Raw genomic sequence first — 22516 nt, forward strand, 5'->3', positions numbered from 1 at the left:
AGTCGGTCAAGCTGCTGAAGAACGGCACGCTCAAGGTGTACAAGGGCTTCCCGCACGGCATGCTCACCACCCACGCGGATGTCATCAACCCCGACCTGCTGGCGTTCTTCAAAGGTTGAGTCATCGAGCGCAAGCAAGCTGACGTCTCCCCTGAATTGCCGGCCGAGAGGGGACCTTCGATGCCCGGATCAGTCAGCGGCAGGTTGCGCGAACACCATCGAAAAATCCTTGAACTGCTTGCGCAGCCCCGCCGCCGGCGCCCCGCCCACGACGATGTGCCCGAAGGCGTCGAGGGGGCTGAAGAAGGCCGGCCGCAACAGGCCGAGCTTGCTTTCATCGACGACCAAGAAGGTCTGCGATGCGCTGCGCATCGCCGCCTGCTTCACCGGTACTTCGTGAAAGTTCGAGCAACTCGCGCCGCGTAGCGGGTCCACCCCGCCGGCGGACAGAAAGGCCTTGTTCACGCCCAGGCGATTGAGGTACTGCAAGCCCTCGTCGGACAGGAAACTGGCCGACGAGGGGTGGTACAGCCCGCCGAGCAGCATGAGTTGCGTGTTCGGCCGGCGGCTCAGGATCGACGCGATGTTCGTGGAGTAACAAACGACGCTCAGGGGCATGTCCGGCGGCAAGGCCTCTGCGAAATGGGCCATGGTGGTGCCGCAGTCGATGAACAGGCTGTCATGCGCCTGCACCCACTTGGCCGCCCGTTGACATGCCACGCGCTTGTGCGCCGCATGCTGGTCGCCCGCCACGTCGAGCGAGTATCGATCCGCCGAGGGCAGGGTGGTCGCGAGCACGTAGCCCCCGAGAGCGGTCAATGGCGAGTCGGGGGCCGACAGGTCGCGGCGGATCGTCATCGGGGTCACGGCCAGCAGTTGGGCGGCTTCGTTGATTGGCAAGGGCCCGCGGGCCTCGACAAGTTCCTGCATCCGTGAAAGGCGCAATACCCCCGCGCCGGCGGTCTTTCGCATGTTCTGTTCCTCTCATCTACCAGCCAAGTATCGCTCATCAAAATGTTACTCGAAGAACATCTTGCGCAAAGTCATGTTCTTGGAATAACATTAATCATGACATCCACTGCACTAGTCCGCACCAGAGGCGCGGTGCGCCCGCCCTCCGAGTCCGTGACAGCCGCGCCGGCGGCCGACAACCCGGGCGCAATTGCCCGCAATGTCGCGCAGCCGTTCGACGCGGGCTGGATCGACGGCATCCGCATCAACCCCTCGGCCGCCGAACGCCGCGTCGCCACGTTGCGCGGCCGGCGATCGGTCAAGCAGGACGCCCAAGCCGGGTGGCTGTTGAAGGCCCTCACCTGCATCGACCTCACGACGCTCAATGGCGACGACACGGCCGAGCGTGTGCGGCGCCTGTGCGCCAAGGCCGTGATGCCGGTGCGCCCGGACGTGCTGGCAGCGCTCGGCTTTGCCGATCGCCCACTGCACACGGGCGCCGTCTGCGTCTATCACCGCTTCGTCGCGACGGCGGTCGACGCGCTCGCGGGCACCGGCATCCCGGTGGCGGCCGTATCGACGGGGTTCCCTGCGGGGATGGTCCCGCACGGCCTCAAGTTGAAGGAGATCGAGGCCTCAGTGCGCAACGGCGCCTCCGAGATCGACGTGGTCATCACGCGCGAACATGCGCTCGGCGGCCATTGGCAGAGGCTGTACGACGAGATGCTGGACTTCCGCCGAGCCGCCGGCGCGGCGCACGTGAAAGCCATCCTGGCGACCGGCGAGCTCAAGACACTGCGCAATGTCGCGAAGGCCTCCCTGGTCTGCATGATGGCCGGCGCGGATTTCATCAAGACCTCGACCGGCAAGGAAGGCGTCAATGCCACGCCGCTGGTCACGCTGGTCATGCTGCGCATGATCCGACAGTACGAGGCCCGCACCGGCTTCCGGGTGGGCTACAAGCCAGCCGGCGGCGTCAGCACCGCACGGCTGGCGCTGGACTACCAGACGCTCATGAAGGAAGAACTGGGACGCGCCTGGCTGGAGCCGAACCTGTTTCGCATCGGCGCCTCCAGCCTGCTGGCCGACATCGAGCGCCAGCTGGAACACCACGTCACGGGCCGCTACTCGGCCTTCAATCGCCACCCGATCGGATGAACCGATGAGCAACAGCGTCGCACGCTATTTCGACACCATGGACTACGGCCCCGCGCCCGAGAGCGACACCGATGCCCGCCAATGGCTCTCGCGCCATGCGCAGGGGTTCGGCCACTTCATCGACGGTCGTTTCACGGGGGCCGACTCCGGTGCCCACTTCGAGACCGTGGAGCCGGCCACCGGACTCCTGCTCGCGCGCATCGCACAAGGCTCGCCGGCGGACATCGACGCCGCCGTGACCGCCGCGCGCGCCGCGCAACCGGGCTGGATGGCGGTCGGCGGCCATGCGCGCGCGCGTCATCTGTATGCATTGGCGCGCACGGTGCAGCGCCATGCGCGCCTGCTTGCGGTGGTGGAGGCGCTCGACAACGGCAAGCCGATCCGCGAGACCCGCGACATCGACGTGCCGCTGGTGGCGCGCCACTTCTACCACCATGCCGGCTGGGCGCAACTGCAGGAACGCGAATTCGCGGACCAGGTGCCGCTGGGGGTGATCGGGCAGATCGTTCCCTGGAACTTCCCGCTGCTCATGCTGGCGTGGAAGATCGCGCCGGCGCTGGCGCTTGGCAACACCGTCGTTCTCAAGCCGGCGGAACTCACGCCGCTGAGCGCCTTGCTGTTTGCCGAGCTGGCGGCGCAGGCGGGCCTGCCTGCAGGCGTGCTGAACGTGGTGACGGGCGACGGCGCCACGGGCGCTGCACTGGTCGCTCACGAAGGGGTCGACAAGATCGCCTTCACCGGATCGACCGAGGTGGGCCGCCTCATCCGCGAGGCGACTGCCGGCTCGGGCAAGTCGCTCACGCTGGAGCTCGGCGGCAAGTCGCCCTTCATCGTGTTCGACGATGCCGACATCGACGCGGCGGTGGAAGGCGTGGTGGATTCCATCTGGCTCAACCAGGGCCAGGTGTGCTGCGCCGGCTCGCGGCTGCTGCTGCAGGAAGGCATCGCGGCCGACTTCATCGAACGGCTCAAGCGACGCATGCAGCAGCTGCGCGTGGGCATGCCGCTGGACAAGGCAATCGATCTCGGCAGCCTGATCGACGGCTCGCAGCTCGACAGAGTGCGCTCGCTGGTGGCCGCGGGCGTGCGCGAGGGGGCGCAGTGCTACCAGCCATCATGCGCGCTGCCCACGGGCGGCAGCTTCTATCCACCGACGCTGTTGACGGGGGTGCAACCGGCATCGACCGTGGCGACGGAAGAGATCTTCGGCCCGGTGCTCGTGACCATGACCTTCCGCACCCCGGACGAGGCGGTGGCGCTGGCCAACAACACGCGCTACGGCCTGGCAGCCAGCATCTGGAGCGAGACGATCGGACTCGCGCTGGGCATCGCACCGCAGCTGCAGGCGGGCGTGGTGTGGATCAACGCCACCAACCTGTTCGATGCGGGCGTCGGCTTCGGCGGTTATCGCGAGTCGGGCTACGGCCGAGAGGGTGGACGCGAAGGCTGCCATGAGTACCTCAAGCCACGCGCCTGGGCCGCGCGCAAGCCGCGTGCCGCGCAGGCGGCATCGGGCGCAACCGGCGAAACGGCGCGGGCGCCGGTCACCTCATCGACACTGCCGGCCATTGATCGCACCGCCAAGCTTTTCATCGGCGGCAAACAGGTGCGACCCGATGGCGAGTTGTCGCACGCGGTGTTTTCCGTCTCGGGGCAACGGTTTGGCGAGGTGGGCACGGGCAACCGCAAGGACATCCGCAACGCGGTGGCCGCGGCACGTGCGGCGGACGGCTGGTCCAGTGCCACGCCCCACCGCCGCGCGCAGGCCCTCTACTACCTGGCGGAAAACCTCTCCACGCGCGCGGACGAATTCGCCGCACGCCTCGTCCGCTTCACGGAGGTGGCGGCAGGCAGTGCGCGCGCCGAGGTGGACGCCGCCGTGAGCCGCCTCTTCGCTTACGGTGCGTGGGCCGACAAGTACGAAGGGACGGTGCACGTGCCGCCGCTGCGCGGCGTGGCATTGGCAACGGTGGAGCCCATCGGCGTGGTCGGTGTCGTATGCCCGGACGAAGCGCCGCTGCTGTCCTTCGTGAGCCTGCTCGCGCCGCTGCTGGCGATGGGCAACCGCACGGTGATCGTGCCGAGCGAATCGCATCCGCTGATCGCGACCGACTTCTACCAAGTGCTCGAAACTTCCGACCTGCCGGGCGGCGTGGTGAACATCGTCACCGGCCCGGCCGAGAGCCTCATGCAGACACTGGCCCGGCACGACGACGTGGACGCGCTCTGGGTTTTCGGCGCGGCGTCGCTGTCGCGCGATGCCGAACGCCTGTCCGTCGGCAACCTCAAGCGCACGCTGGTGGACCATGGCCTGGCCACCGACTGGCAGGACGGCGCCGCGGCCGAGGGCGCGCCCTTCCTGCGGCATGCCACGCAGGTCAAGAACATCTGGATTCCCTATGGCGAATGACGCCCTCGCCAGCTTCGCGGCCGCCGTGGCCGTGCCGAAGCCTTCCCTCGGACGCAACCCCGGATTGGAATATTCGCCATGGCCCGCTATCTGCTCGCACGGTTGATCGCGCTCGTGCCGATCCTGCTCGGCACCTCGGTCGTGGCGTTCTTCCTGATCCGGCTGGTGCCGGGTGACCCCGCCATCGCGCTGCTGGGGCTGGACGCCGACCCGCAGGCGATCGCCGCCTTGCGGCAGCAACTCGCGCTCGACCAGCCCATCGTGATTCAGTACGTCACCTGGATCGGCCACATCTTCGCGGGCGATTTCGGACGTTCGGTCCAGGGCGGACGTCCGGTCCTGCCGCTGTTGCTGGGCGCGCTGGGACCGACGGCGCTGCTGGCCGCGGCGGCGCTGGCGATCTCGCTGGCGATCGCCATTCCCGCCGGGATCGTGGCCGCCACCCGCCGCAACACCAGCGCGGACTACGCCGCTTCGTTCCTCGCGCTGTGCGGCCTGTCGATGCCGAGCTTCTGGCTCGGCGTCTTGCTCATCCTGGCCTTCTCGATCTACTGGCCGATCCTGCCGGCCTCGGGCTACGTCTCGCTGACGGCCGATCCGCTGGAGCACCTGCGCCATCTCGTGTTGCCGGCGCTGACGCTGGGAGCGGCGCTGGCGGCCGCCACCATGCGCATGACGCGCGCGACGATGCTGGAAGTCCTGCGCTCCGACTACGTGCGCACGGCGCGCGCAAAGGGACTGCCGCGGCGCCGCGTGGTGTGGGGGCATGCCCTGCGCAATGCGCGCATTCCGATCGTGACACTGCTCGGCATCCAGCTCGGCCAGCTGCTCGGCGGCGTGGTCGTGACCGAGACGGTGTTCTCCTGGCCGGGCATCGGCAAGCTGACGGTCGATGCGATCTTCGCGCGAGACTACCCCGTCGTTCAAGGCGCGGTGCTGTTGACGGCGGTCGCATTCGTGCTGATCAACCTGGCGACGGACCTGGTCTACACGGTGCTCGATCCAAGGGTGAGGCTGTCATGAGCGCGAGCGCGAACGCCATCCATCGGCCGGCCGGCATGGCCGCCTTCCTGCGCACGATGACCCGCGATCCGCGCGCGGCGCTGGGCCTGGGCCTCGTCGTCCTGGCGGCCATCGCCGCATTGGGCGCGCCGCTCATCGCACCCTATGCGCCGGACTTCCCCGATTTCGTCAACACCCTGTCGCCGCCTTCCGCCGCACATTGGCTGGGCACCGACGAACTGGGCCGCGACGTGCTCACGCGCATCGTCTATGGCGCGCGGACTTCGTTGTTCGTCGGCATTCTCAGCGTCGTGGTCGCGGCCCTGGCGGGCACCGGCCTCGGTCTGGTGGCGGGCTATTTCGGCCGTTGGACCGAGGCGCTGATCATGCGCGCGATGGATGTGGTGTTCGCCTTTCCGAGCATCCTGCTGGCGCTTGCGATCACGGCCGTGCTCGGCCCGAGCCTGACCAATGCCGTGCTCGCGATCGCGGTGGTCAATCTTCCGGTCTTCGCGCGCGTCGCGCGGGCCCAGACACTGGTGGTGCGGCAGCTCGAGTTCGTCGAGGCCAAGCGCGCCCTGGGCTTCCGCACTGCGAACATCCTCTTGCGCACGATCCTGCCGAACATCCTTGCGCCGGTGATCGTGCAGGGGTCGCTGCTCTTCGCTTCGGCCATCATCACCGAATCGTATTTGTCCTTCCTCGGGCTGGGCGCACAGCCGCCCACCGCAACCTGGGGAAACATGCTGCGCAACGCGATCGGCTTCATGGAACAGGCGCCGTGGCTGGCCCTGTTTCCCGGCGCCGCGATCTTTTTGACGGTGCTCGGCTGCAACCTGCTGGGCGACGGTCTGCGCGACCGCTTCGACCCGCGCGACTAGTGCCTCGACGACAGTTCAACCTGGAGATGTGCCATGCAGTTCCCCATCCATCGGCGTCGCTTCGCCGCCTTTCTCTCCGCCGCGCCGATCGTGCTGTCGGGGCTCCCCGCCCTGGCGCAGGAGACCCGCACGCTCACGGTGGGGATCGTCTCCGATCCCGTCACGCTCGATCCCGCCCTGATGGCCTCGTTCTTCGAGCTCTCCATCCAGTACAACCTGTATGAGCCGTTGGTGCACGTCACGCCGGATCTCAAGATCGAGCCCGGGCTCGCGAGCGTCGAGACGCCGGACCCGCTCACCTACCTCTTCACGCTCAGGCCGAACCTGAGTTTCCACGACGCAACGCCGCTCGACGCCGCGGCCGTCAAGGCAAACTTCGACCGGATGCTCGACCCGGCCACCGGCTCGCCGCGCCGCAGTGAGCTGTCGTCGATCGACACCGTCACGGTCACGGGCCCCCTGACCTTCACCATCAAGCTCAAGACGGTTTATGCGCCGTTGCTCCAGGTGCTTTCGAACCGGTCGGGCATGATGGTTTCGCCGAGTGCGCTGAAAGCCCTGGGCGCCGACTTCGCGACGAAGGGCGTGGGCGCGGGCCCCTACAAGCTGGTGAGCTGGACCAAAAACTCCGAGCTCGTGCTGGAGCGCTTCCCCGGCTACTGGCGCGGCCCCGCGAAGATCGAGCGGATCGTTTTTCGCCCGATCGCCGACGAGACCGTGCGGCTGACCAACCTGCGCTCGGCAACGGTGCAACTCGTCGATGCCGTGCCGGCGCAGAACGCCACACAGCTCGGCCGGGAGGCCAACCTGACGCTCAAGCAGACGCCGGGGCTCGGCTTCAACGCCTTTTCGTTCAACACGGCCAAGGCGCCCTTCGACGACGTGCGGGTCAGGCAGGCCTTCACCACCGCCATCGACAAGCAGGCGATCCTGCGCGCGGTTTACTTCGGTACCGGCAGCATCGCCCAAGGCGCGATCCCGCCCACGATGGGCTGGGCCCACGACGCGGCCTTCGCGCCCTACAAGGCGAACGCGGCGGCGGCGCGCAAGCTGCTGGCCGACGCGGGCAAGACCGCCCCCGTGCCCGTCTCGATCACCGTCACCAATTCGCCCGCGCAGGTCCGCACGGCCGAGGTGTTGCAGGCGCAGGCCAACCAGGCCGGGTTCAAGGTCGACATCCGGCAGATCGACGCCACCAGCCTGATCAGCGTGCTGCGGCAGAAGGATTTCGACCTGTGCATGTCCCCTTGGACGGGCCGCACGGACCCCGACGGCAACCTCTACAACTTCTTCGTCAAGGCCGGCTCCAACAACTTCATGGACTACCGCAGCGACAAGGTCACCGCTTTGCTGAACAGCGCACGCAGCACGCCAGCGCAGGCCGAGCGCTCGAAGCTCTATCGCGAAGCGGAGGCACAGATCGCGAACGATGCGCCGATGCTCTTCCTGACCTTCCCGGCAACGCTGCAGGCTTCGGTCAAGCGGCTGAACTGGCAGCAGTATCCCGACGGCGCCTTGCACCTTCAGTTCGCGAGCTTCCAGTAGCGACCTATGAAAGCCATGCAACCGCCAGAGCTTGCCCGTTCGCCGGCCGAACCTGCCCGGCAGAATGCGACGCAATCCGACCCGATGCTGGCCGTGGCCAACCTGCGCGTGGGCGTGGGTGACGGCCCGGCCATCGTGGACGGCGTCGACCTCGCCTTGAACAGCGGGCGCATTCTCTGCCTCGTCGGTGAATCGGGCTCCGGGAAGAGCCTGACCGCGCTCTCGCTGATGCGCCTGCTGTCGCCAGCCATGCGCCTCGCGGCGGACCGCTTCGTGCTGGACGGCGAAGACCTCGCCCAGGCCAGCGAAAAGCGGTTGAACGCCATCCGTGGCAACCGCATGGCCATGGTCTTCCAGGAGCCGATGACGGCGCTGAACCCGGTGATGACCGTGGGCGACCAGATCACGGAGACGCTGAGAGTCCACCAGGGCCTGCGCCAGGAAGCCGCGCGGGAGGTCGCATTGGCGATGTTCCGGCAGGTCCAGATCCCGGCGCCCGAGGCTCGACTGCGGGCCTATCCGCATCAGCTTTCGGGCGGCATGCGCCAGCGGGTGATGATCGCGATGGCGCTGATCTGCAAGCCGGCGATCCTGATCGCCGACGAGCCGACCACGGCACTGGACGTGACGATCCAGAGCCAGATCCTGCGGCTGATCGACGACCTGCGCGCACAGCTGGGGACCGCCGTCCTCTTCATCACGCACAACCTGGCCGTGGTCGCCGAGATCGCCGACGAGGTCGCCGTCATGTATGCCGGGCGCATCGTGGAGCGGGCGTCCCGCACGGCGCTGTTCGGCGATCCGATGCACCCGTACACGCTGGCGCTGTTCGCCGCGATGCCGCGCGCCGACGAGCGCGGCCGGCCGCTGGCCACGATCGAAGGCCAGGTGCCCGCGCCGGGCGCGATGCCGAAGGGCTGCCGCTTCGCGCCGCGTTGCCCGTTCGCCGCGGCGCGGTGCCGCGAAGACTATCCGCCGCTGCGCGAGATCGCGCCCGCGCACTGGGTTTCCTGCTGGCGCGCGCCCCTTGAGGAGCACCTCTCATGAGCAACCCCCTTCTCTCGGTCGAGCACGTCTCGAAGACCTACGTGTCGGGCGGCGGCCTCTTCGGCCAGGCGAAATCGGCGCGCGTGGTTTCGGACATCAGCTTCTCGCTGAATCGCGGCGACGTGTTCGCGCTGGTGGGCGAAAGCGGTTCGGGCAAGACCACGATCGGGCGCATGCTGCTTCGGCTGATCGAGCCGGATGCCGGGCGGATCCATTTCGACGGCATCGATGTCCGCGCACTCGATGCCGGGGCGCTGCGGCGTCTGCGGCGCCGGGTCCAGATCATCTTCCAGGACCCGTTCGGCTCGCTCGATCCGCGCGTGCGCATCGGGGCCGCCATCGCGGAGCCGATCCTGTTGCACCGGCTGCGGCCGCGCGCACAAGTGGCGGACCGCGTCGCGGAACTGCTGACGCTGGTCGGGCTCGATGGTCGCCATGCGGCGCGTTATCCGCACGAGTTCTCCGGCGGGCAGCGCCAGCGCATCGCGATCGCGCGTGCCCTGGCGGTGGAGCCCGAGCTGATCGTCTGCGACGAGCCCGTCTCGGCACTGGACCTTTCGATCCAGGCGCAGGTGGTCAACCTGCTGGGCGAGCTGCGTGCCAGGCTGGGCGTCTCGTACGTGTTCATCTCGCATGACATGGCCGTGGTGCGGCATCTCGCAACGCACATCGGCGTGCTGTATGCCGGCCGGCTGGTCGAGACCGGACCTTCGGAGACGGTCTTCACCGATCCGCGGCATCCCTACACGCGCATGCTGCTCGCGGCAACGCCCAGCCCGGTTCCGGACGTCGTGCGCCAGCGCGAGGCAATAGCCGGCGAACCACCCAGTCCGTTCTCGACCTGGTCGCAGTGCCGCTTCGCCTCGCGCTGTGCGCATCGCATGGAGCCCTGCATGGCCGGCGAGCCGGTGCTGGCGCAGGCCGCACCCGCGCCCCGCCTGTCGGCCTGCCTGCGTGCCGCCGAGTTGCCGACTTTCGCCGCCGTCGACGACGGCGAGGAGCGCATGACTGCGGCCTACCGAACCCGCCTGGGCCTGCTTCGCCATGCCCGTGCGGCGGCCGACGCCGAAGCCTGTTCCTCGCAACGGCAGGCGGCGGCTTCCGCCGTTTCCGCTCTTTCCCCCCACTGACCTCCGGAGTCTCCATCTTGTCTGTCAACACCTCCATCTACCGCGCCAAGGACGATGCCATCGCGCGGATCTTCGGGCGCGGCAAGGCCGTGATCGGCGTCATCCATTCGCTGCCGCTGCCTGGCTCGCCGCACTACGACGGCGAGCCGGTGCAGCGGATCTACGACTTCGCGCGGGCCGAGGCCGAGCGCTACCGCGAGGGCGGGGTCGATGGGCTGATCGTCGAGAACCACGGCGACATTCCCTTCGCCAAGCCCGACGAGCTCGGACCCGAGACCGCCGCCTGCATGGCCACCATGGCCGACATCGTGCGACGTGAGTGCGGCCTGCCGATCGGCATCAACGTGCTCGCCAACGGCGCCGTGCAGGGCATCGCCGTTGCCAAGGCGTCGGGCGCGGCCTTCGTCCGCGTCAACCAATGGGCCAACGCCTATGTCGCGAACGAGGGTTTCATGGAAGGCAAGTCGGGCGAGGCCAGCCGCTACCGCAGCTGGCTGCGCGCCAAGGATGTCGCGATCTTCACGGACGTGCACGTCAAGCACGGCGCGCACGCCATCGTGGCCGACCGCACCCTGGAGGAGCTGACCCGCGACTGCGAGTTCTTCGACGCCGATGCCGTCATCGTCACCGGCCAGCGTACCGGCGACAGCGCCCGGCTCGACGAACTGGCGACCGTCCGCGGCGCCACGGCCCTGCCCGTCATGGTGGGCAGCGGCGTGAACGCGGACAACGTCGCGGCGATTTTCGGCCACGCCGACGCGGTCATCGTCGCCAGCGCCTTGAAGCACGAGGGCGGCTGGTGGAACGCCGTCGATCCCCAGCGGCTGGCTTCGTTCATGTCGGTCGTGCGCGAGGCCCGGGGATGAGCCGCGTCTTCGTGCTGGGCAACGCGACCGTCGACCAGGTCCATTGCGTCGAGCGCCTGCCAGCGCCTGGCGAGACCGTCCTGGCGTCCAGCATCGCGCGCTGTGCCGGCGGCAAGGGCCTGAACCAGGCCGTGGCGGCGGCCCGCACCGGGGCCCGCGTGACGCTGGCGGCGCCCGTGGGGCGCGATCCGGACGCGGCCCTGCTCGCCCAAAGCCTGGCCGGCGAGGCGGAGCTCGAGGCGCTGTGGCTGGCCGGCGACGCGCCCACCGACCTCTCGTCGATCTGGGTGGCCGAAGGCGGCGAGAACGTCATCGTCAGCAGTGCGGGCTGTGCGCGTTCGATCACGCCGGAGCAGGCGATGCGCTTGTGCGACACGCTGGTGCCCGGCGACTTCCTGCTGCTGCAGGGCAATCTCTCGGCGCAGGCGACGCATGCGGCAGCCGAAGCGGGCAGGGCGCGCGGCGCCTCGTGCGTCCTGAACACGGCGCCGATCGCGTGGGACATGCATGCGCTGCTGAGGCTCTGCGACATCGTCATCGCCAATGCCGGTGAGGCCGCGATCCTGACGGCGGGCGCGGCCGATGTCGGCAAGGCCTTGCGCGCGCGTGGCGCCGGGACGGGCATCGTCACCCTGGGTCCGCGGGGCGCGCTGATCTCCACTGAGGCGGGCCAGGCGACCATCGCCGCACCGCAGGTCGAAACCGTGGACACCGCCGGTGCGGGAGATGTCTTCGCCGGCACGCTGGTCGGCCTGCTGTCGACGGGCCATCCGCTCGGCCTGGCCACGCAGACCGCCGTGGCCGCGGCATCGCTGTCCGTCACGCGGCGCAACACCATGCCTTCCTTTCCGACGCGCAGCGAGATCGCGTCGCTGCTCGAACGAGGCCGGCGCCCCATGCCAGGATCCGCGCATGCGTGATCTCCACAGACCCGGACGTTCGGTCGCCATGGGCTCGCGCGGCGCGGCGGCGACCTCCCATCCGCTGTCGAGCGCGATCGCCATCGAAGTGATGCGCGCGGGCGGAAACGCCGTCGATGCGGCGCTGACGGCCTGTTCGCTGCAATCGGTGCTGGAGCCCCACAACACCGGGCTCGGCGGGGACTGCTTCGCCCTGGTGTGGCGAGCCGACACGCAGTCGCTGCACGCGCTGAACGGTGCGGGCTACGCACCGCAGGGCTTGAGTGACTCGGGCCTGCTGGCCGAAGGCATCGACCGCATCGGTACGGAGGACATCCATTCGGTCACGATCCCGGGCGCGCTCGATGCCTGGGGCCGCCTGCTGCGCGACCACGGCACCCGGTCCCTGGCCGAGATCCTAGAGCCGACGATCGACTATGCCGAACACGGCATCGTGCTCGCGGAGCGCGCGGCCGAAGATTGGCGTGCCGAAACCGCCAAGCTGCGGCACGACGAGGGCGCATGCCGCCACCTGCTGACGCCGGCGGGCGAGCCCCCGCGCGCCGGCGATCTCGTGCGCTTCCCCGCGCTCGCCAGGACCTTGCGCACGATTGCCTCCGAGGGCATCGACGCCTTCTATCGCGGCTCGCTCGCCAAGGCGATGGTGTCCTCGCTCCAACGACTCGGCGGCACGCACGCCGCGGCCGACTTCGCCGACTTCGCCAGCTTCTATGTCGAGCCGATCCAGACGCGCTATCGAGGCCTCGACATCGTCCAGATGCCCCCCAGCGGGCAAGGCTTGACGGCCCTGCTGATGCTCAACATCCTGGCGGGCTTCGATCATTCGGGCTTCGAGCCGGCCGGCGCAGATCGGTTTCACCTGCAGATCGAGGCGTGCCGGCTGGCCTACGGCGCGCGAGACGCCTATGTCGCCGACCCCGCATTCGCCGAGGTCCCGGTGCAGGAACTGCTGTCCGAGCGCTTCGCGGCGCGCTTGCGTGAGCGCATCGATCCCCGGCGGGCCATGCCGGCGCAGATCGTGCTGCCCGGGATCGGCCAGTCCGACACGGTCTATCTGTCGGTCGTCGATGGCGAGGGCAACGTCTGTTCCCTGATCAGCTCGCTGTTCCATGCTTTCGGCTCGGGGAAGGTGTGCCCCCAGACCGGCGTGGCCTTCCAGAACCGCGGGGCGGGATTCCGGGTGCAACCCGGCCACGCCAACAGCGTTCGACCGCGCAAGCGGCCGCTTCACACCATCATTCCCGCCATTGCGATGCGTGACGGCCGCCCGGCGCTGTCCTTCGGCGTGATGGGCGGGCCCTACCAGGCGACCGGCGTCGTGCATACATTGCAGAACGTCGTAGATTTCCGCATGAACGTGCAGGAGGCCCTCGATGCTCCGCGAGGTTTCCGCTTCACGGGCGCATTCGAGGCCGAGCGAGGGATCTCCGACGCCGTCCTGGCCGATCTCCACGCCAGGGGCCATCCTGTGGAGCGCGTCCAGGTGCCGTGGGGCGGCGGACAGATGATCGCCATCGATCCAGACCGGCCGCTCGTATCGGCAGGGAGCGACCCGCGCAAGGATGGGGCTGCGTTGGCTTTCTGAAAGCATGCCCGCGGGCCGCCGCTGAAGGGCCTCCTCAGGCGTGCTCGGGGTCTGCGAGGCCGCGCAAGACGGCCTCGAGTTCTGTCGCACCCTTGTGCGATGCGCTGGGCCCGCCTTCGAATTCGATCCAGCCTTCGTTGAAGCCGTCCAGCATTCGAATGCGCGGCGAGGGGTTGGCCATGCCCTGCGAACGAAACAACGATTCCCACATCGACCGCGGCACTGGCTGGGCAAGGACATCGCGCGCCAGAACGCGGCCCAGCGTCGCGGCCAGCACCTGTGGCGTGACCCGAACCGGTCCTTCGAGTTCGACCACCCGGCGTCCCTCCCAATGGTCTTGCAGCATCTGCGCCGCGGTGGCGGCGACGTCTGCCGTCGCGACCATCGGAACCGGCTTGTCCAACGGCTGGAGGAAGCTCGACACGACACCGCGCGACCGGGCGTCGTCGATGTCCCACGCAGCGTTCTCCATGAACCACGCAGCGCGCAGAAAGGCGACCGGCATGGTCAGCGCGGCAAAGGCGCGCTCCATCATCTGCAGCTGCGTCAGCAGGTTTTCTTCCGTCGCCTGGGCGCCGATGGTCGACAGGGCCACCACGCGCCGGGGCCGGGCCTGCTGCAAGGCGGCCACCAGCGCCGCGACGTTGGCCCGCGTTTCGGCATAGCCGGCCGAGGGGTCGAACACCGGGGGCAACAGCACGAAGACCGCTTCTGCACCATCGAAGGCGGTCGCCAGGGCACCCGCGTCATCCATGGATGCGAACGCTGTCTCGCAACCGAGCGAATGCCAGCTCGCAGCCTTGGCCTGATCCCGCAGGACAGCCCGTACCGGCACGCCGGCGACCAGCAGTTTCTTTGCGACCTGAGCACCCACCTTGCCAGTGACTCCCGTGACAACAAACATGATCTTTCTCCTGATGCGGCGCACCGTACGCCTTATTGAGAAGGATTTTGGGCGCGGTGCGGGCGAAAGGCGATAGCATGAAACTCATTTGTTTCATGCTTGGAAGTCATCAATGGCAGGTTTCAGTACACAACTTCTCGAAGGCATCGACGTCATGGCGGCGGTCGTCGACACCGCAAGCTTCGGACGCGCCGGAGAAGCGCTTGACATGTCCCAGTCCGGCGTCAGCCGCGCCGTTGCGCGGCTGGAGACGCGCTTGGGCATCCGCGTGTTCGAGCGCACCACCCGGTCGGTGCGGCTGACCGACGAGGGACTGCGCTTCTACAAGCAGGTCATGCCGCTGGTCGGCGCGCTGGCGGAAGCCACCAGCGGCGCCGCAGGCGGCGGTGCGGCTGTGCGAGGCCGCCTTCGGGTCAACGTCGACCCTTTCTTCTCGCGTCTCATCCTGGGCCCTCGACTGGGCATCTTCCTGGACCGCCATCCGGACCTGGAAATGGAACTCCGCAGCCGGGACGACCTGGGCGACATGGTGGCCGACGGCTTCGACCTGGCCATTCGCTTCGGACATCCCCGGCCCTCGTCCCTGGTGGCGCGAAAGCTGCTCGACACCCGGGTGCTGACGGTGGCGTCGCCGGGCTACGTCCGGCGCCATGGCTGCCCGTCCGACCCGCGTGAACTCGAGGCCGGGCATCACCGGTGCATCCTGTTCCGCGACTCGGCGACGGGTCGGCCCTTCCCCTGGGAGTTCCACCAGCGTCGCCGCAAGCTCACGGTCGCGGCGCGCGGTGCACTGACCGTCAATGACGCGGGTACCCTCTACAGCACCTGCCTGGCCGGCCACGGCATCGCTCAGCTCTTCGAGTTGGGGGCCGAGTCCTTCATCGCCCGGAAGAAACTCGTGCCCCTGTTTCCGGACTGGCCGGATGAGCGCTTCCCGCTGTATGCCTACTATCCCACTCGCCATCACGTACCGGCCAAGACGCGGGCGCTGCTGGACTTCGTGGCAAGCCTCGTGGAGGAGGGCGGCGAGGTCGGATGACGCGAGGGCGCAAGCGGCCGGAGTTCGGCTGCTTGCCCTGTGCGCTGAGCGCCCCGAGGCTCAAGAGCGACGCGGAGAGGGCGGCTGCATCCGGGTCTGCTCGAACTTCTCCGGACCCGAGACGACCGCAGCAAGAAACAGATCGATCGAGAACTCGATCATGCGCTGCGGGTCGAGGTTGCTGTCGGTGCGGGGGATGCGCCCGCCCAGGAGGAGCGCCGCGACGCCGTGCTCCGTCGACCAGGCAGCATGCGAAAGGTAGTGGAGCTGCTCGCTGTCCCAGCCGCTCTCGAGCGCCAGCTCGAACACCGAGTCCGAGAAGTACGAGTACGAGATGTTGCTCGTTGCCTCGACATCGCCACGCACGAATTCCTGCAGCAGCCGGGGACCGGTCATCAGGTCGAACAGCCCCGCGTGCATTTGCGCGAAGCGCACGTAGCTCAGCATCATCTCGCGCGCCTTCGGCAGCGCGGGCAGGTGCCGCGCGGAGATCTCCATGCGCTGTTCGGCAAGCTCCTTGAAGCCGCTGATCGCGATTGCGGCGAGCAACTCCTCCTTGCCTTTGAAGTGGCGCGACGGCGCGGCCTCGGAAACGCCGAGCCGGCGTGCCAGCGCCCGCAGGCTCAGCTCGCTCGCACCGTTCTCCTCGAACATCCGGCGGCCTTCCTCCACCAGGGCGTTGCGCAATCCGCCCCGCTCGTAGGTCGGCTCGCGCAGCTGCGGCGGCAGCGCGCGCAGCTTCCTGGCAGCAGGCTGCGAGGCGCTACGAGTGGGTATCTGTGACGCCTTGCTGGTCATCGCTGTAGGGCTCCTTGCAACTCGGCTGATCTTACAAGCGCAGCGCGTGCGAATTCGACCGCACCGGTTCGGGTTAACACCGATAACAGACTAAGTTAACACCGTTATCATTCTCCCATCGGTGCAAAACGGCCATCCCGGCGATGTCACCTCAAGGAGAAGATCGATGAGCTCGATTTCGTATGAAAAAGACGGTGCCGTCGGCGTCGTCACCATGGCCAAGCCGCCGCACAACCTGATCGACAACGCCATGCTCCAGGAGCTTGCGTCCACCTACGCAAGAGCGGTCGAGGAGGGATGCCGCGCCATCCTGCTGCGAAGCTCGATGCGCCACTTCTGCGCCGGCGCCGACCTCAACGTGCTCGCCTCGGAGCGCTGGGACCAGAAGGCGCTTGCGAGACTCTGGGCGTCGCTCGAGGACGTGCCGGTCCCGACGGTCGCGGCCGTTCACGGCGCGGCCCTGGGCGGCGGCTTCGAGCTGGCCTTGATGTGCGACATGATCGTCGCCGCGGACACGGCCTCGTTCGGCATGGCAGAGTCCTCGCTCGGGCTGTTGCCGCTCCTCGGCGGCGTCCAGCGCGTCGTGCAGCGCGCAGGCCTGGCGCGCGGAAAGGAAATGGCCATGTTCGGCCGCCGCCACGACCCGCGGGTGCTCGAGCGCTGGGGCGTCGTCAACCTGGTTGCAGCAGAAGCCGAACTTGCCGGCGTCGCGATGTCGTGGGCCAGGCAACTGGCGGCCGGAGCGACGGTGGCGCTGCGCGGCATCAAGACCGTCGCGAACCTGTCGGCCCGCGGCGGCATTTCGGCCGGCGATGCGCGCCAGGAAGAGGTCAACACGTCCATGTGGAACAGCGCGGATCAGGCGCGCGGCCTGGCCGCCTTCGTGGCCACCGGGCCGGGCTCCGCCGTCTTCGAAGGGAATTGAGCATGAGCGCGCCACTTGAAGGTCTGCGGGTCATCGATTTCACCCGCGTGCTGTCCGGTCCGGGCTGCACCAAGGCGCTGCGCGATCTGGGCGCCGACGTCACCAAGATCGAACCCCCTGCAGGCGATGTGGGCCGCGCGGGCGTACCGCATGTCGGTTCCATGTCGACGTACTACGCACAGCAGAACGCCGGCAAGCGGAACATCAGCCTCGATCTGAACTGGCCCGAGGCGCGGGACATCGTGGCGAAGCTCTGCGCCGACGCGGACGTGATCGTCGAGAACTTCCGCCCCGGAACGCTCGCACGCTTCGGCTTCGGCTACGACGACGTCGTGAAGTTCAATCCGAAGGTCGTCTACGTTTCGATCAGCGGCTATGGCCAGACCGGCCCGTGGCGCAATCGGCCGGCATTCGCACCAACGGTCCACGCCGAGACGGGCCTGACCGACATCCTCCAGAAGCACTACGAGGGCGCCATGGTAGAGATGCGCAACGACGCATGCAGCCACGCCGACGTCTACACGGGCCTCCACGGGGTCATCGCCGTCCTGGCCGCGTTGCAGCACCGGTCGCGCACCGGCGAGGGGCAGTACGTCGACGTCTCGATGGCCGCGACGATGCTGTCGGCCAACGAACGCGCCGGCGCGCAGTTGTCAGGCCTGGAAGTCAATGACGAACCGTACGCGCTCAGCGCCAACGAGTCTCCGCTGTTCGAGCTGCCAGACGGCCGGCGCCTCACCATCGCGACAAGTCCGGTGTTCTCGCCGATGTTCATTCGCTACTGCTCGATGATGCGCCGCACGGACCTCCTCAAGGATCCGCGCTTCGCCACGGCCACCCTTCGCAAGGCCAATCTCGCCCTCTTGATGGCCGAGATCAAGGCCTGGATCCTGACCTTCACCGACCTGGACCAGCTTCAGGCGCAGGTCAGCGAAGCGGGCCTGGCGATCGGTGTCGTGCGCAGCACGCAGGACCTCGCGGACTCCGAGTGGGCGAAAGACTGGGGTGCGGTGGTCGAGGTCGAAGACCGTGAAGGCGGCACCGTGCGCATGCCCGGGCCCCCATGGCGCTTCGGCCGCTCCGAACTGCCGAAGCCGGGCTTGCCCTATTTCCAGGGCGAGAGCAATGCCGAGGTGCTCGGCGAACTGGGGATCTCCGCCGAACGCATCGAGACGCTGCGCCAGAGCGGCGTGCTGCGAAGCCGCCGCAGCCCGGCGGGCGCGTTCGACTGAGCCGAGGCCGAGGCGAACCCATGCGCACGATCGATCACACCCACGATGCCGCAGCGACAAGCTGGCTGGCGAGCGCCAACGGGGCGGCCACCGACTTTCCGATCCAGAACCTGCCGTTTGCCGTGTTTCGAAGGGCAGGGGCCCTCGAACCGCTGCGCGGCGGCGTTGCCATCGGCGACGAAGTCATGGACCTGGCCGCCTTGAGCAGAACGCAATGCCTCGACGGCTTGGCGCTGCAAGCCGCGCAGTCGTGTGCCGCACCGGCGCTCAACGACTTTTTCGCCCTGGGACCGGTGGCATGGCGCACATTGCGGCGCGCACTCTTCGAGCTTCTCCACAAGGACGCCGTCGCCACCAGGCCGTCTCAGGTCGATGCGGTCAGGGGCTGTCTCATGCCGCAATCCGAGGTCGAGTACGCGGTTCCGGCTCGCATCGGCGACTACACGGACTTCTACACGTCGATCCATCACGCGCGAACGATCAGCTGCCTGCTGGACCCGAAGGGAGACGTGCCCCGGAACTTCCAATGGGTTCCCACCGCCTACCACGGCCGCGTGTCTTCCATCGGCGTGGCCGGGCAGAGGTTCCGGCGCCCACATGGCCAGGCGCTGCGGGACGGGAGCACGACGCCGGAATACGGACCTTCGCAGCGCCTCGACTACGAGCTCGAACTCGGCATCTATGTCGGCACGGGCAACGCGCTCGGCGAGCCCATTGCGCTCTCGCGCGCCGAGGACCACGTCTTCGGCATCTCGCTGCTCAACGATTGGTCGGCGCGGGATATCCAGGCCTGGGAAATGGCGCCGCTCGGCCCGTTCCATGCAAAGAACTTCGCGACAACCGTCTCGCCCTGGATCGTCACGATGGACGCCCTGGCCCCCTACCGGACGCCGTGGACCCGCCCCGCGGCCGATCCGCAGCCGCTGCCTTATCTGGAGAGCGAGTCTCACCGCGCGCAGGGCGCCATCGATATCCGTCTCGAGGTGTCGATCGAGACCCATCGCATGCGCGAAGCCGGACTCCCTGCCGAGACGATGTCACGCACCAGCTTCTCTCATCACTACTGGTCGATCGCGCAGATGCTCACCCACCACGCGGCCGGGGGCTGCAACCTGCAGCCGGGCGACCTGCTGGGCAGCGGCACGATCTCGGGGCCCGAGCTTTCCGAAGCCGGCGCATTGATGGAGCTCGCCCTTGCCGGCAGCAAGCCGGTGCAACTCGGCAACGGCGAGCGCCGAAGCTTCCTGGAGGATGGGGACGCGATCATCTTCCAAGGCTGGTGCGAACGGGAGGGATTCAATCGCATCGGCTTCGGCTTCAATCATGGGCGGGTCCTCCCCGCCGTGTCGCCATCTGCCGAATAGTTTCTCGCCGCGATCCGCTTTCCGGTCTCTCCAACTGGCAATCACCTCGGAGCCCCTCATGAAGAACAGCAACCAAGGAACCGGCCGCCTTCTCGGCTGGATCATCGCTGCCGCCGTCCTGCAGCCCTTCGGCAGCGCCCAGGCGCAGTCGCTCTCCTCGAAGCCGATCGTGCTGCGCGTCGCCTATCCCGCCGGTGGTCCCGCCGATGTCGCGGCCCGCAAGGTCCAGCTACCGCTGCAGTCGGCGCTCGGGCAGACGGTCATCGTCGAGAACCTGCCCGGCGCGGGCGGATCGATCGCCGCGGCGAGCGTGCTGAACGCGCCGCCCGATGGCCAGACGCTGCTGGTGACGACCGGCAACGACATGATCCTCTCGCCCCTCGCGATGTCGCAGGTCAAGTACAAGCCCGAGAACTACCGGCTGTTGGCGACCATTCTGCCGACCGACTTCACGCTGGTCACGAGTGCCGAGCACGCCTTCGCCAATGTCGACGAGCTCATCGAGCATTCGAAGAAGCCGGGCAGCAAGGAGATGACGGTCGGCAGCTGGGGCTACGGCTCGGCGCCTTACCTCGTGGCGGCGGACTTTGGCGCCGCCACGGGTGCGCGACTGATGGACGTGCCCTACAAGGGCGCGGCGCCGGTCGTCCAGGCGCTGCTCAGCCGGGAGATCGACATGGCCTTCGTGCCGCTGGCGCCCAACGTGCTGGAGCTGGTTCGCACGGGCAAGATCAAGGCGATCGGCGTGGCGAACACCAAGCGCAACCCCTTCCTGGCGCAGGTGCCCACGTTGAGCGAGGGCAAGTACCTCAAGAACTTCGTGTACAGCGCATGGGCGGCCGTCTTCATCCCGGCCTCGGCGCCTCCCGCGGCGGCGGCCCGCCTCAGCAAGGACTTGGCGGAGATCGTGAAGGGCGACGAATTCCAGCGCTTTCTTCGCGACTCGGCCGCGCTGCCCGTCGAACCCATGACGCTCGACCAGTCTGCTGCCTTCTACCAGCAGGAAGTCGAGAAGTTCCGCCGCATCGCCAAGCTCGTCAAGCTCGAACCACAGTAGCAGGAGTTTCCATGACCAACCCTTCCCAATTGACAGACATCTCGGTGACGACCTCCGTCCTTGCCTTGGACCACGTGAGGATCAACACGCCGAAACCCTATGCCGAGGTCAAGACCGCGCTCGAATCCAGGCTGGGCCGGCTCGACGACTCGATCCGGGACCTGTTGAAGAAGAACGAGATCGAAGCCGTGCGCGTCGCCCTGCAGAAGGCGGCGGGCGAAGACGGGCTCGCCATCCATTACGTCGGCCCGCACGGAGACTGGCTGGCGCTGAAAGGCGAACGCGGGAAAGCGACCGCGTACCTGATCGGCAATGTGCTGTACGCCGTGCAGATGACGAGCGTCGACCTTGCGGCCGGCCTCTACGCGCCGCTGCGGGTGGTTCTCTATGAAAACGCGGAAGGCGGCTCGACTTTCGAGTACGACAAGCCGTCCACGCAGTTCGGCCAGTTCGGCCAGCCGGAGATCGACCGGATCGCGGCGATCCTCGACGAGCGGCTCCATGCAGTCCTGCTCAAGGTGGCGACGCCATGACGACGCATTGCCTGAAGACGCTGGCCTTGATCGCAGCCGCCAGCGTGCTGGCACTGGCCTCGCCGATCGCGTCCGCGGAAGGCTATCCTTCGCGACCCGTCAAGATCGTCGTGCCGTACACCGCCGGCGGGCCAGTCGACCAGCTGGCGCGGGGCCTCGCGGAGCGGCTAGGCAAATCGACGGGGCAGCCGTTCATCGTCGAGAACAAGCCGGGCGGCAACACCATCGTGGCCGCATCGATGGTCGCCAAGGCGCCGGCGGATGGCTATACGCTGTTCATGGCTTCGTCCGCGAGCCTGGCCGTGAATCCGCTGGTCTACAACAAGCTGGCCTACGACCCGGACCGCGACTTCGCCCCCGTGTCCCTGGTCGCGTCGGCGCCGCTGGTGATGGTGGTCGGAAACGCCACGCCGGCGACCCGATTGAAGGACCTGATCCCCTACATCCGCAGCCGCGAAGGCAGCTTTGCCTATGCCTCCAACGGCAACGGCAATCCGCTGCACCTGGCCTGTGCGCTCTTTGCATCGATGGCCAACGTGGACATGCTGCACGTGCCCTACAACGGCACCGCGCCCGCCCTTGCGAGCGTGCTTGCCGGCGACACGCAGATGACCTGCGACATCGTGCTGAACTCGATGCCGCAGATCAAGGCGGGAAAGCTCCGTCCGATCGGCATCGTGGGCCCCCGGCGCGTCGCAGCGCTTCCCGACGTGCCGACCTTGGCGGAAGAAGGGCTGCTCGGGGTCGATGCTGCGGTCTGGTTCGCACTGGTGGCACCCGCGAACACGCCTGCCGAGGTGGTGGCCAGGCTGAACAAGGAGGTCGTCAAGGCCATCGACGATGTGGCCATGAAGGCGCGGTTCAGCGCCATGGCGATGGAGCTCGGCAGCAGCTCGCCGCAGGACGTCGTCGACCTGACGAATCGTGAACGCAGCAAGTGGGCGGCTGTCGTGCGCAAGCACGGCATCAAGGTCGAATGAGCAACGCTGCGATGACCGCGAAGCCGCTCGCGATGGTACCGCCGGAAGCCTGCGTGATCGTGGGTGGCTGCAACGGCCTGCACTGCATCCCGGCGGCGCAACAAGCCGAGTACTACCGCGCGCAGAAGTACGTGGCGCTGCTCGGCCTCGTTTGCCTGCCCGTGCTGGTCTACCTTCTGAACTGAGGCTT

21 protein-coding genes and 1 pseudogene are annotated in these 22516 nt (G+C 67.9%); 19 read left to right on the top strand and 3 right to left on the bottom strand.

The annotated features are described in order from the left end of the window. A pseudogene (locus tag QZH52_RS34235) lies at positions 1-119 on the top strand (alpha/beta fold hydrolase); the annotation flags it as partial. A 69-nt stretch (positions 120-188) separates the two neighbouring features. On the opposite strand, the gene QZH52_RS34240 reads toward QZH52_RS34235, so the two are convergent. After that, positions 189-971: a DeoR/GlpR family DNA-binding transcription regulator gene (locus QZH52_RS34240; protein WP_286518792.1), complete on the bottom strand. Its 783-nt coding sequence runs from the start codon at positions 969-971 to the stop codon at positions 189-191. 96 nt (positions 972-1067) lie between these two features. On the opposite strand from QZH52_RS34240, the gene deoC reads away from it, so the two are divergent. The 10 genes from deoC to ggt all read left to right on the top strand — a co-directional run bounded on the left by deoC (position 1068) and on the right by ggt (position 13494). Next, complete coding sequence (gene deoC / locus QZH52_RS34245) at positions 1068-2108, top strand: deoxyribose-phosphate aldolase (RefSeq protein ID WP_301815690.1); 1041 nt, start codon at positions 1068-1070, stop codon at positions 2106-2108. A gap of 4 nt (positions 2109-2112) precedes the next feature. Next, positions 2113-4518 carry an aldehyde dehydrogenase family protein gene (locus tag QZH52_RS34250; protein WP_301815691.1) on the top strand — a complete coding sequence of 802 codons (2406 nt, stop codon included), beginning with the start codon at positions 2113-2115 and terminating at the stop codon, positions 4516-4518. A gap of 78 nt (positions 4519-4596) precedes the next feature. Then, positions 4597-5541: an ABC transporter permease gene (locus QZH52_RS34255; protein ID WP_301815692.1), complete on the top strand. Its 945-nt coding sequence runs from the start codon at positions 4597-4599 to the stop codon at positions 5539-5541. Beyond that, complete coding sequence (locus QZH52_RS34260; RefSeq protein ID WP_301815693.1) at positions 5538-6401, top strand: ABC transporter permease; 864 nt, start codon at positions 5538-5540, stop codon at positions 6399-6401. The genes QZH52_RS34255 and QZH52_RS34260 overlap by 4 nt, the downstream gene beginning before the upstream one ends. Before the next feature lie 33 nt (positions 6402-6434). Continuing rightward, positions 6435-7946 (top strand): ABC transporter substrate-binding protein, encoded by a 1512-nt coding sequence (locus QZH52_RS34265; protein WP_301815694.1) that lies wholly within the window; start codon positions 6435-6437, stop codon positions 7944-7946. 84 nt (positions 7947-8030) lie between these two features. Then, positions 8031-8993 (top strand): ABC transporter ATP-binding protein, encoded by a 963-nt coding sequence (locus tag QZH52_RS34270; RefSeq protein ID WP_301815695.1) that lies wholly within the window; start codon positions 8031-8033, stop codon positions 8991-8993. Then, positions 8990-10123, top strand: a complete 1134-nt coding sequence (locus QZH52_RS34275) for an ABC transporter ATP-binding protein (RefSeq protein ID WP_301815697.1) — start codon at positions 8990-8992, stop codon at positions 10121-10123. Before QZH52_RS34270 ends, QZH52_RS34275 begins: the two co-directional genes overlap by 4 nt. Positions 10124-10140: 17 nt before the next feature. Then, positions 10141-10989: a BtpA/SgcQ family protein gene (locus tag QZH52_RS34280; protein WP_301815698.1), complete on the top strand. Its 849-nt coding sequence runs from the start codon at positions 10141-10143 to the stop codon at positions 10987-10989. Next, positions 10986-11909 carry a ribokinase gene (locus QZH52_RS34285; protein ID WP_301815699.1) on the top strand — a complete coding sequence of 308 codons (924 nt, stop codon included), beginning with the start codon at positions 10986-10988 and terminating at the stop codon, positions 11907-11909. The genes QZH52_RS34280 and QZH52_RS34285 overlap by 4 nt, the downstream gene beginning before the upstream one ends. Further along, positions 11902-13494: a gamma-glutamyltransferase gene (gene ggt / locus QZH52_RS34290; protein WP_301815700.1), complete on the top strand. Its 1593-nt coding sequence runs from the start codon at positions 11902-11904 to the stop codon at positions 13492-13494. Before QZH52_RS34285 ends, ggt begins: the two co-directional genes overlap by 8 nt. A gap of 34 nt (positions 13495-13528) precedes the next feature. On the opposite strand, the gene QZH52_RS34295 is transcribed toward ggt, so the two are convergent. After that, positions 13529-14398 carry an NAD(P)H-binding protein gene (locus tag QZH52_RS34295; RefSeq protein WP_301815701.1) on the bottom strand — a complete coding sequence of 290 codons (870 nt, stop codon included), beginning with the start codon at positions 14396-14398 and terminating at the stop codon, positions 13529-13531. Positions 14399-14510: 112 nt separating this feature from the next. Between QZH52_RS34295 and QZH52_RS34300 the strand changes: the two genes are divergently transcribed. Beyond that, positions 14511-15437: a LysR family transcriptional regulator gene (locus tag QZH52_RS34300; protein ID WP_301815702.1), complete on the top strand. Its 927-nt coding sequence runs from the start codon at positions 14511-14513 to the stop codon at positions 15435-15437. Between the two features lie 60 nt (positions 15438-15497). Here QZH52_RS34300 and QZH52_RS34305 read toward each other — a convergent pair whose 3' ends face one another. Then, positions 15498-16235 carry a TetR/AcrR family transcriptional regulator gene (locus QZH52_RS34305; protein ID WP_301815704.1) on the bottom strand — a complete coding sequence of 246 codons (738 nt, stop codon included), beginning with the start codon at positions 16233-16235 and terminating at the stop codon, positions 15498-15500. 166 nt (positions 16236-16401) lie between these two features. Here QZH52_RS34305 and QZH52_RS34310 point away from each other — a divergent pair, with 166 nt between their 5' ends. From QZH52_RS34310 to QZH52_RS34340, 7 genes are read left to right on the top strand one after another with little or no spacing between them, the layout of a single operon-like run. Then, positions 16402-17160 (top strand): enoyl-CoA hydratase/isomerase family protein, encoded by a 759-nt coding sequence (locus QZH52_RS34310; RefSeq protein WP_301815705.1) that lies wholly within the window; start codon positions 16402-16404, stop codon positions 17158-17160. A 2-nt stretch (positions 17161-17162) separates the two neighbouring features. Further along, positions 17163-18392: a CaiB/BaiF CoA transferase family protein gene (locus QZH52_RS34315; RefSeq protein ID WP_301815707.1), complete on the top strand. Its 1230-nt coding sequence runs from the start codon at positions 17163-17165 to the stop codon at positions 18390-18392. A gap of 20 nt (positions 18393-18412) precedes the next feature. After that, a complete protein-coding gene (fahA, locus tag QZH52_RS34320) occupies positions 18413-19756 on the top strand; it encodes a fumarylacetoacetase (protein WP_301815708.1) in 1344 nt (447 codons plus the stop codon). 58 nt (positions 19757-19814) lie between these two features. Next, the gene (locus tag QZH52_RS34325) at positions 19815-20813 is read left to right on the top strand and encodes a tripartite tricarboxylate transporter substrate binding protein (RefSeq protein WP_301815709.1); all 999 of its coding nucleotides are present in this window, start codon (positions 19815-19817) and stop codon (positions 20811-20813) included. Between the two features lie 11 nt (positions 20814-20824). Beyond that, entirely contained in the window at positions 20825-21346 is a 522-nt protein-coding gene (locus QZH52_RS34330; protein WP_301815710.1) for a DUF302 domain-containing protein, read from the top strand. After that, positions 21343-22326 (top strand): Bug family tripartite tricarboxylate transporter substrate binding protein, encoded by a 984-nt coding sequence (locus tag QZH52_RS34335; RefSeq protein WP_301815711.1) that lies wholly within the window; start codon positions 21343-21345, stop codon positions 22324-22326. Before QZH52_RS34330 ends, QZH52_RS34335 begins: the two co-directional genes overlap by 4 nt. Continuing rightward, positions 22323-22511, top strand: coding sequence for a hypothetical protein (locus QZH52_RS34340; protein ID WP_286537392.1), 189 nt, complete (start codon positions 22323-22325; stop codon positions 22509-22511). Before QZH52_RS34335 ends, QZH52_RS34340 begins: the two co-directional genes overlap by 4 nt. Positions 22512-22516: the final 5 nt, after the last annotated feature.

Origin of the sequence: Variovorax ginsengisoli (genome assembly GCF_030486595.1) — a bacterium.
Lineage (GTDB): Bacteria > Pseudomonadota > Gammaproteobacteria > Burkholderiales > Burkholderiaceae_C > Variovorax > Variovorax ginsengisoli_B.

Bases quoted from the DNA above. Each gene is read 5' to 3' on its own strand.
- fahA (WP_301815708.1), top strand. From the start codon at position 18,413: ATGCGCACGATCGATCACACCCACGATGCCGCAGCGACAAGCTGGCTG.
- QZH52_RS34300 (WP_301815702.1), top strand. From the start codon at position 14,511: ATGGCAGGTTTCAGTACACAACTTCTCGAAGGCATCGACGTCATGGCG.
- QZH52_RS34315 (WP_301815707.1), top strand. From the start codon at position 17,163: ATGAGCGCGCCACTTGAAGGTCTGCGGGTCATCGATTTCACCCGCGTG.
- QZH52_RS34255 (WP_301815692.1), top strand. From the start codon at position 4,597: ATGGCCCGCTATCTGCTCGCACGGTTGATCGCGCTCGTGCCGATCCTG.
- deoC (WP_301815690.1), top strand. From the start codon at position 1,068: ATGACATCCACTGCACTAGTCCGCACCAGAGGCGCGGTGCGCCCGCCC.
- QZH52_RS34250 (WP_301815691.1), top strand. From the start codon at position 2,113: ATGAGCAACAGCGTCGCACGCTATTTCGACACCATGGACTACGGCCCC.
- QZH52_RS34240 (WP_286518792.1), bottom strand. From the start codon at position 971: ATGCGAAAGACCGCCGGCGCGGGGGTATTGCGCCTTTCACGGATGCAG.
- QZH52_RS34285 (WP_301815699.1), top strand. From the start codon at position 10,986: ATGAGCCGCGTCTTCGTGCTGGGCAACGCGACCGTCGACCAGGTCCAT.
- QZH52_RS34325 (WP_301815709.1), top strand. From the start codon at position 19,815: ATGAAGAACAGCAACCAAGGAACCGGCCGCCTTCTCGGCTGGATCATC.
- QZH52_RS34310 (WP_301815705.1), top strand. From the start codon at position 16,402: ATGAGCTCGATTTCGTATGAAAAAGACGGTGCCGTCGGCGTCGTCACC.
- QZH52_RS34275 (WP_301815697.1), top strand. From the start codon at position 8,990: ATGAGCAACCCCCTTCTCTCGGTCGAGCACGTCTCGAAGACCTACGTG.
- QZH52_RS34335 (WP_301815711.1), top strand. From the start codon at position 21,343: ATGACGACGCATTGCCTGAAGACGCTGGCCTTGATCGCAGCCGCCAGC.
- QZH52_RS34265 (WP_301815694.1), top strand. From the start codon at position 6,435: ATGCAGTTCCCCATCCATCGGCGTCGCTTCGCCGCCTTTCTCTCCGCC.
- QZH52_RS34340 (WP_286537392.1), top strand. From the start codon at position 22,323: ATGAGCAACGCTGCGATGACCGCGAAGCCGCTCGCGATGGTACCGCCG.
- QZH52_RS34295 (WP_301815701.1), bottom strand. From the start codon at position 14,398: ATGTTTGTTGTCACGGGAGTCACTGGCAAGGTGGGTGCTCAGGTCGCA.
- QZH52_RS34260 (WP_301815693.1), top strand. From the start codon at position 5,538: ATGAGCGCGAGCGCGAACGCCATCCATCGGCCGGCCGGCATGGCCGCC.
- QZH52_RS34330 (WP_301815710.1), top strand. From the start codon at position 20,825: ATGACCAACCCTTCCCAATTGACAGACATCTCGGTGACGACCTCCGTC.
- ggt (WP_301815700.1), top strand. From the start codon at position 11,902: ATGCGTGATCTCCACAGACCCGGACGTTCGGTCGCCATGGGCTCGCGC.
- QZH52_RS34305 (WP_301815704.1), bottom strand. From the start codon at position 16,235: ATGACCAGCAAGGCGTCACAGATACCCACTCGTAGCGCCTCGCAGCCT.
- QZH52_RS34270 (WP_301815695.1), top strand. From the start codon at position 8,031: ATGCTGGCCGTGGCCAACCTGCGCGTGGGCGTGGGTGACGGCCCGGCC.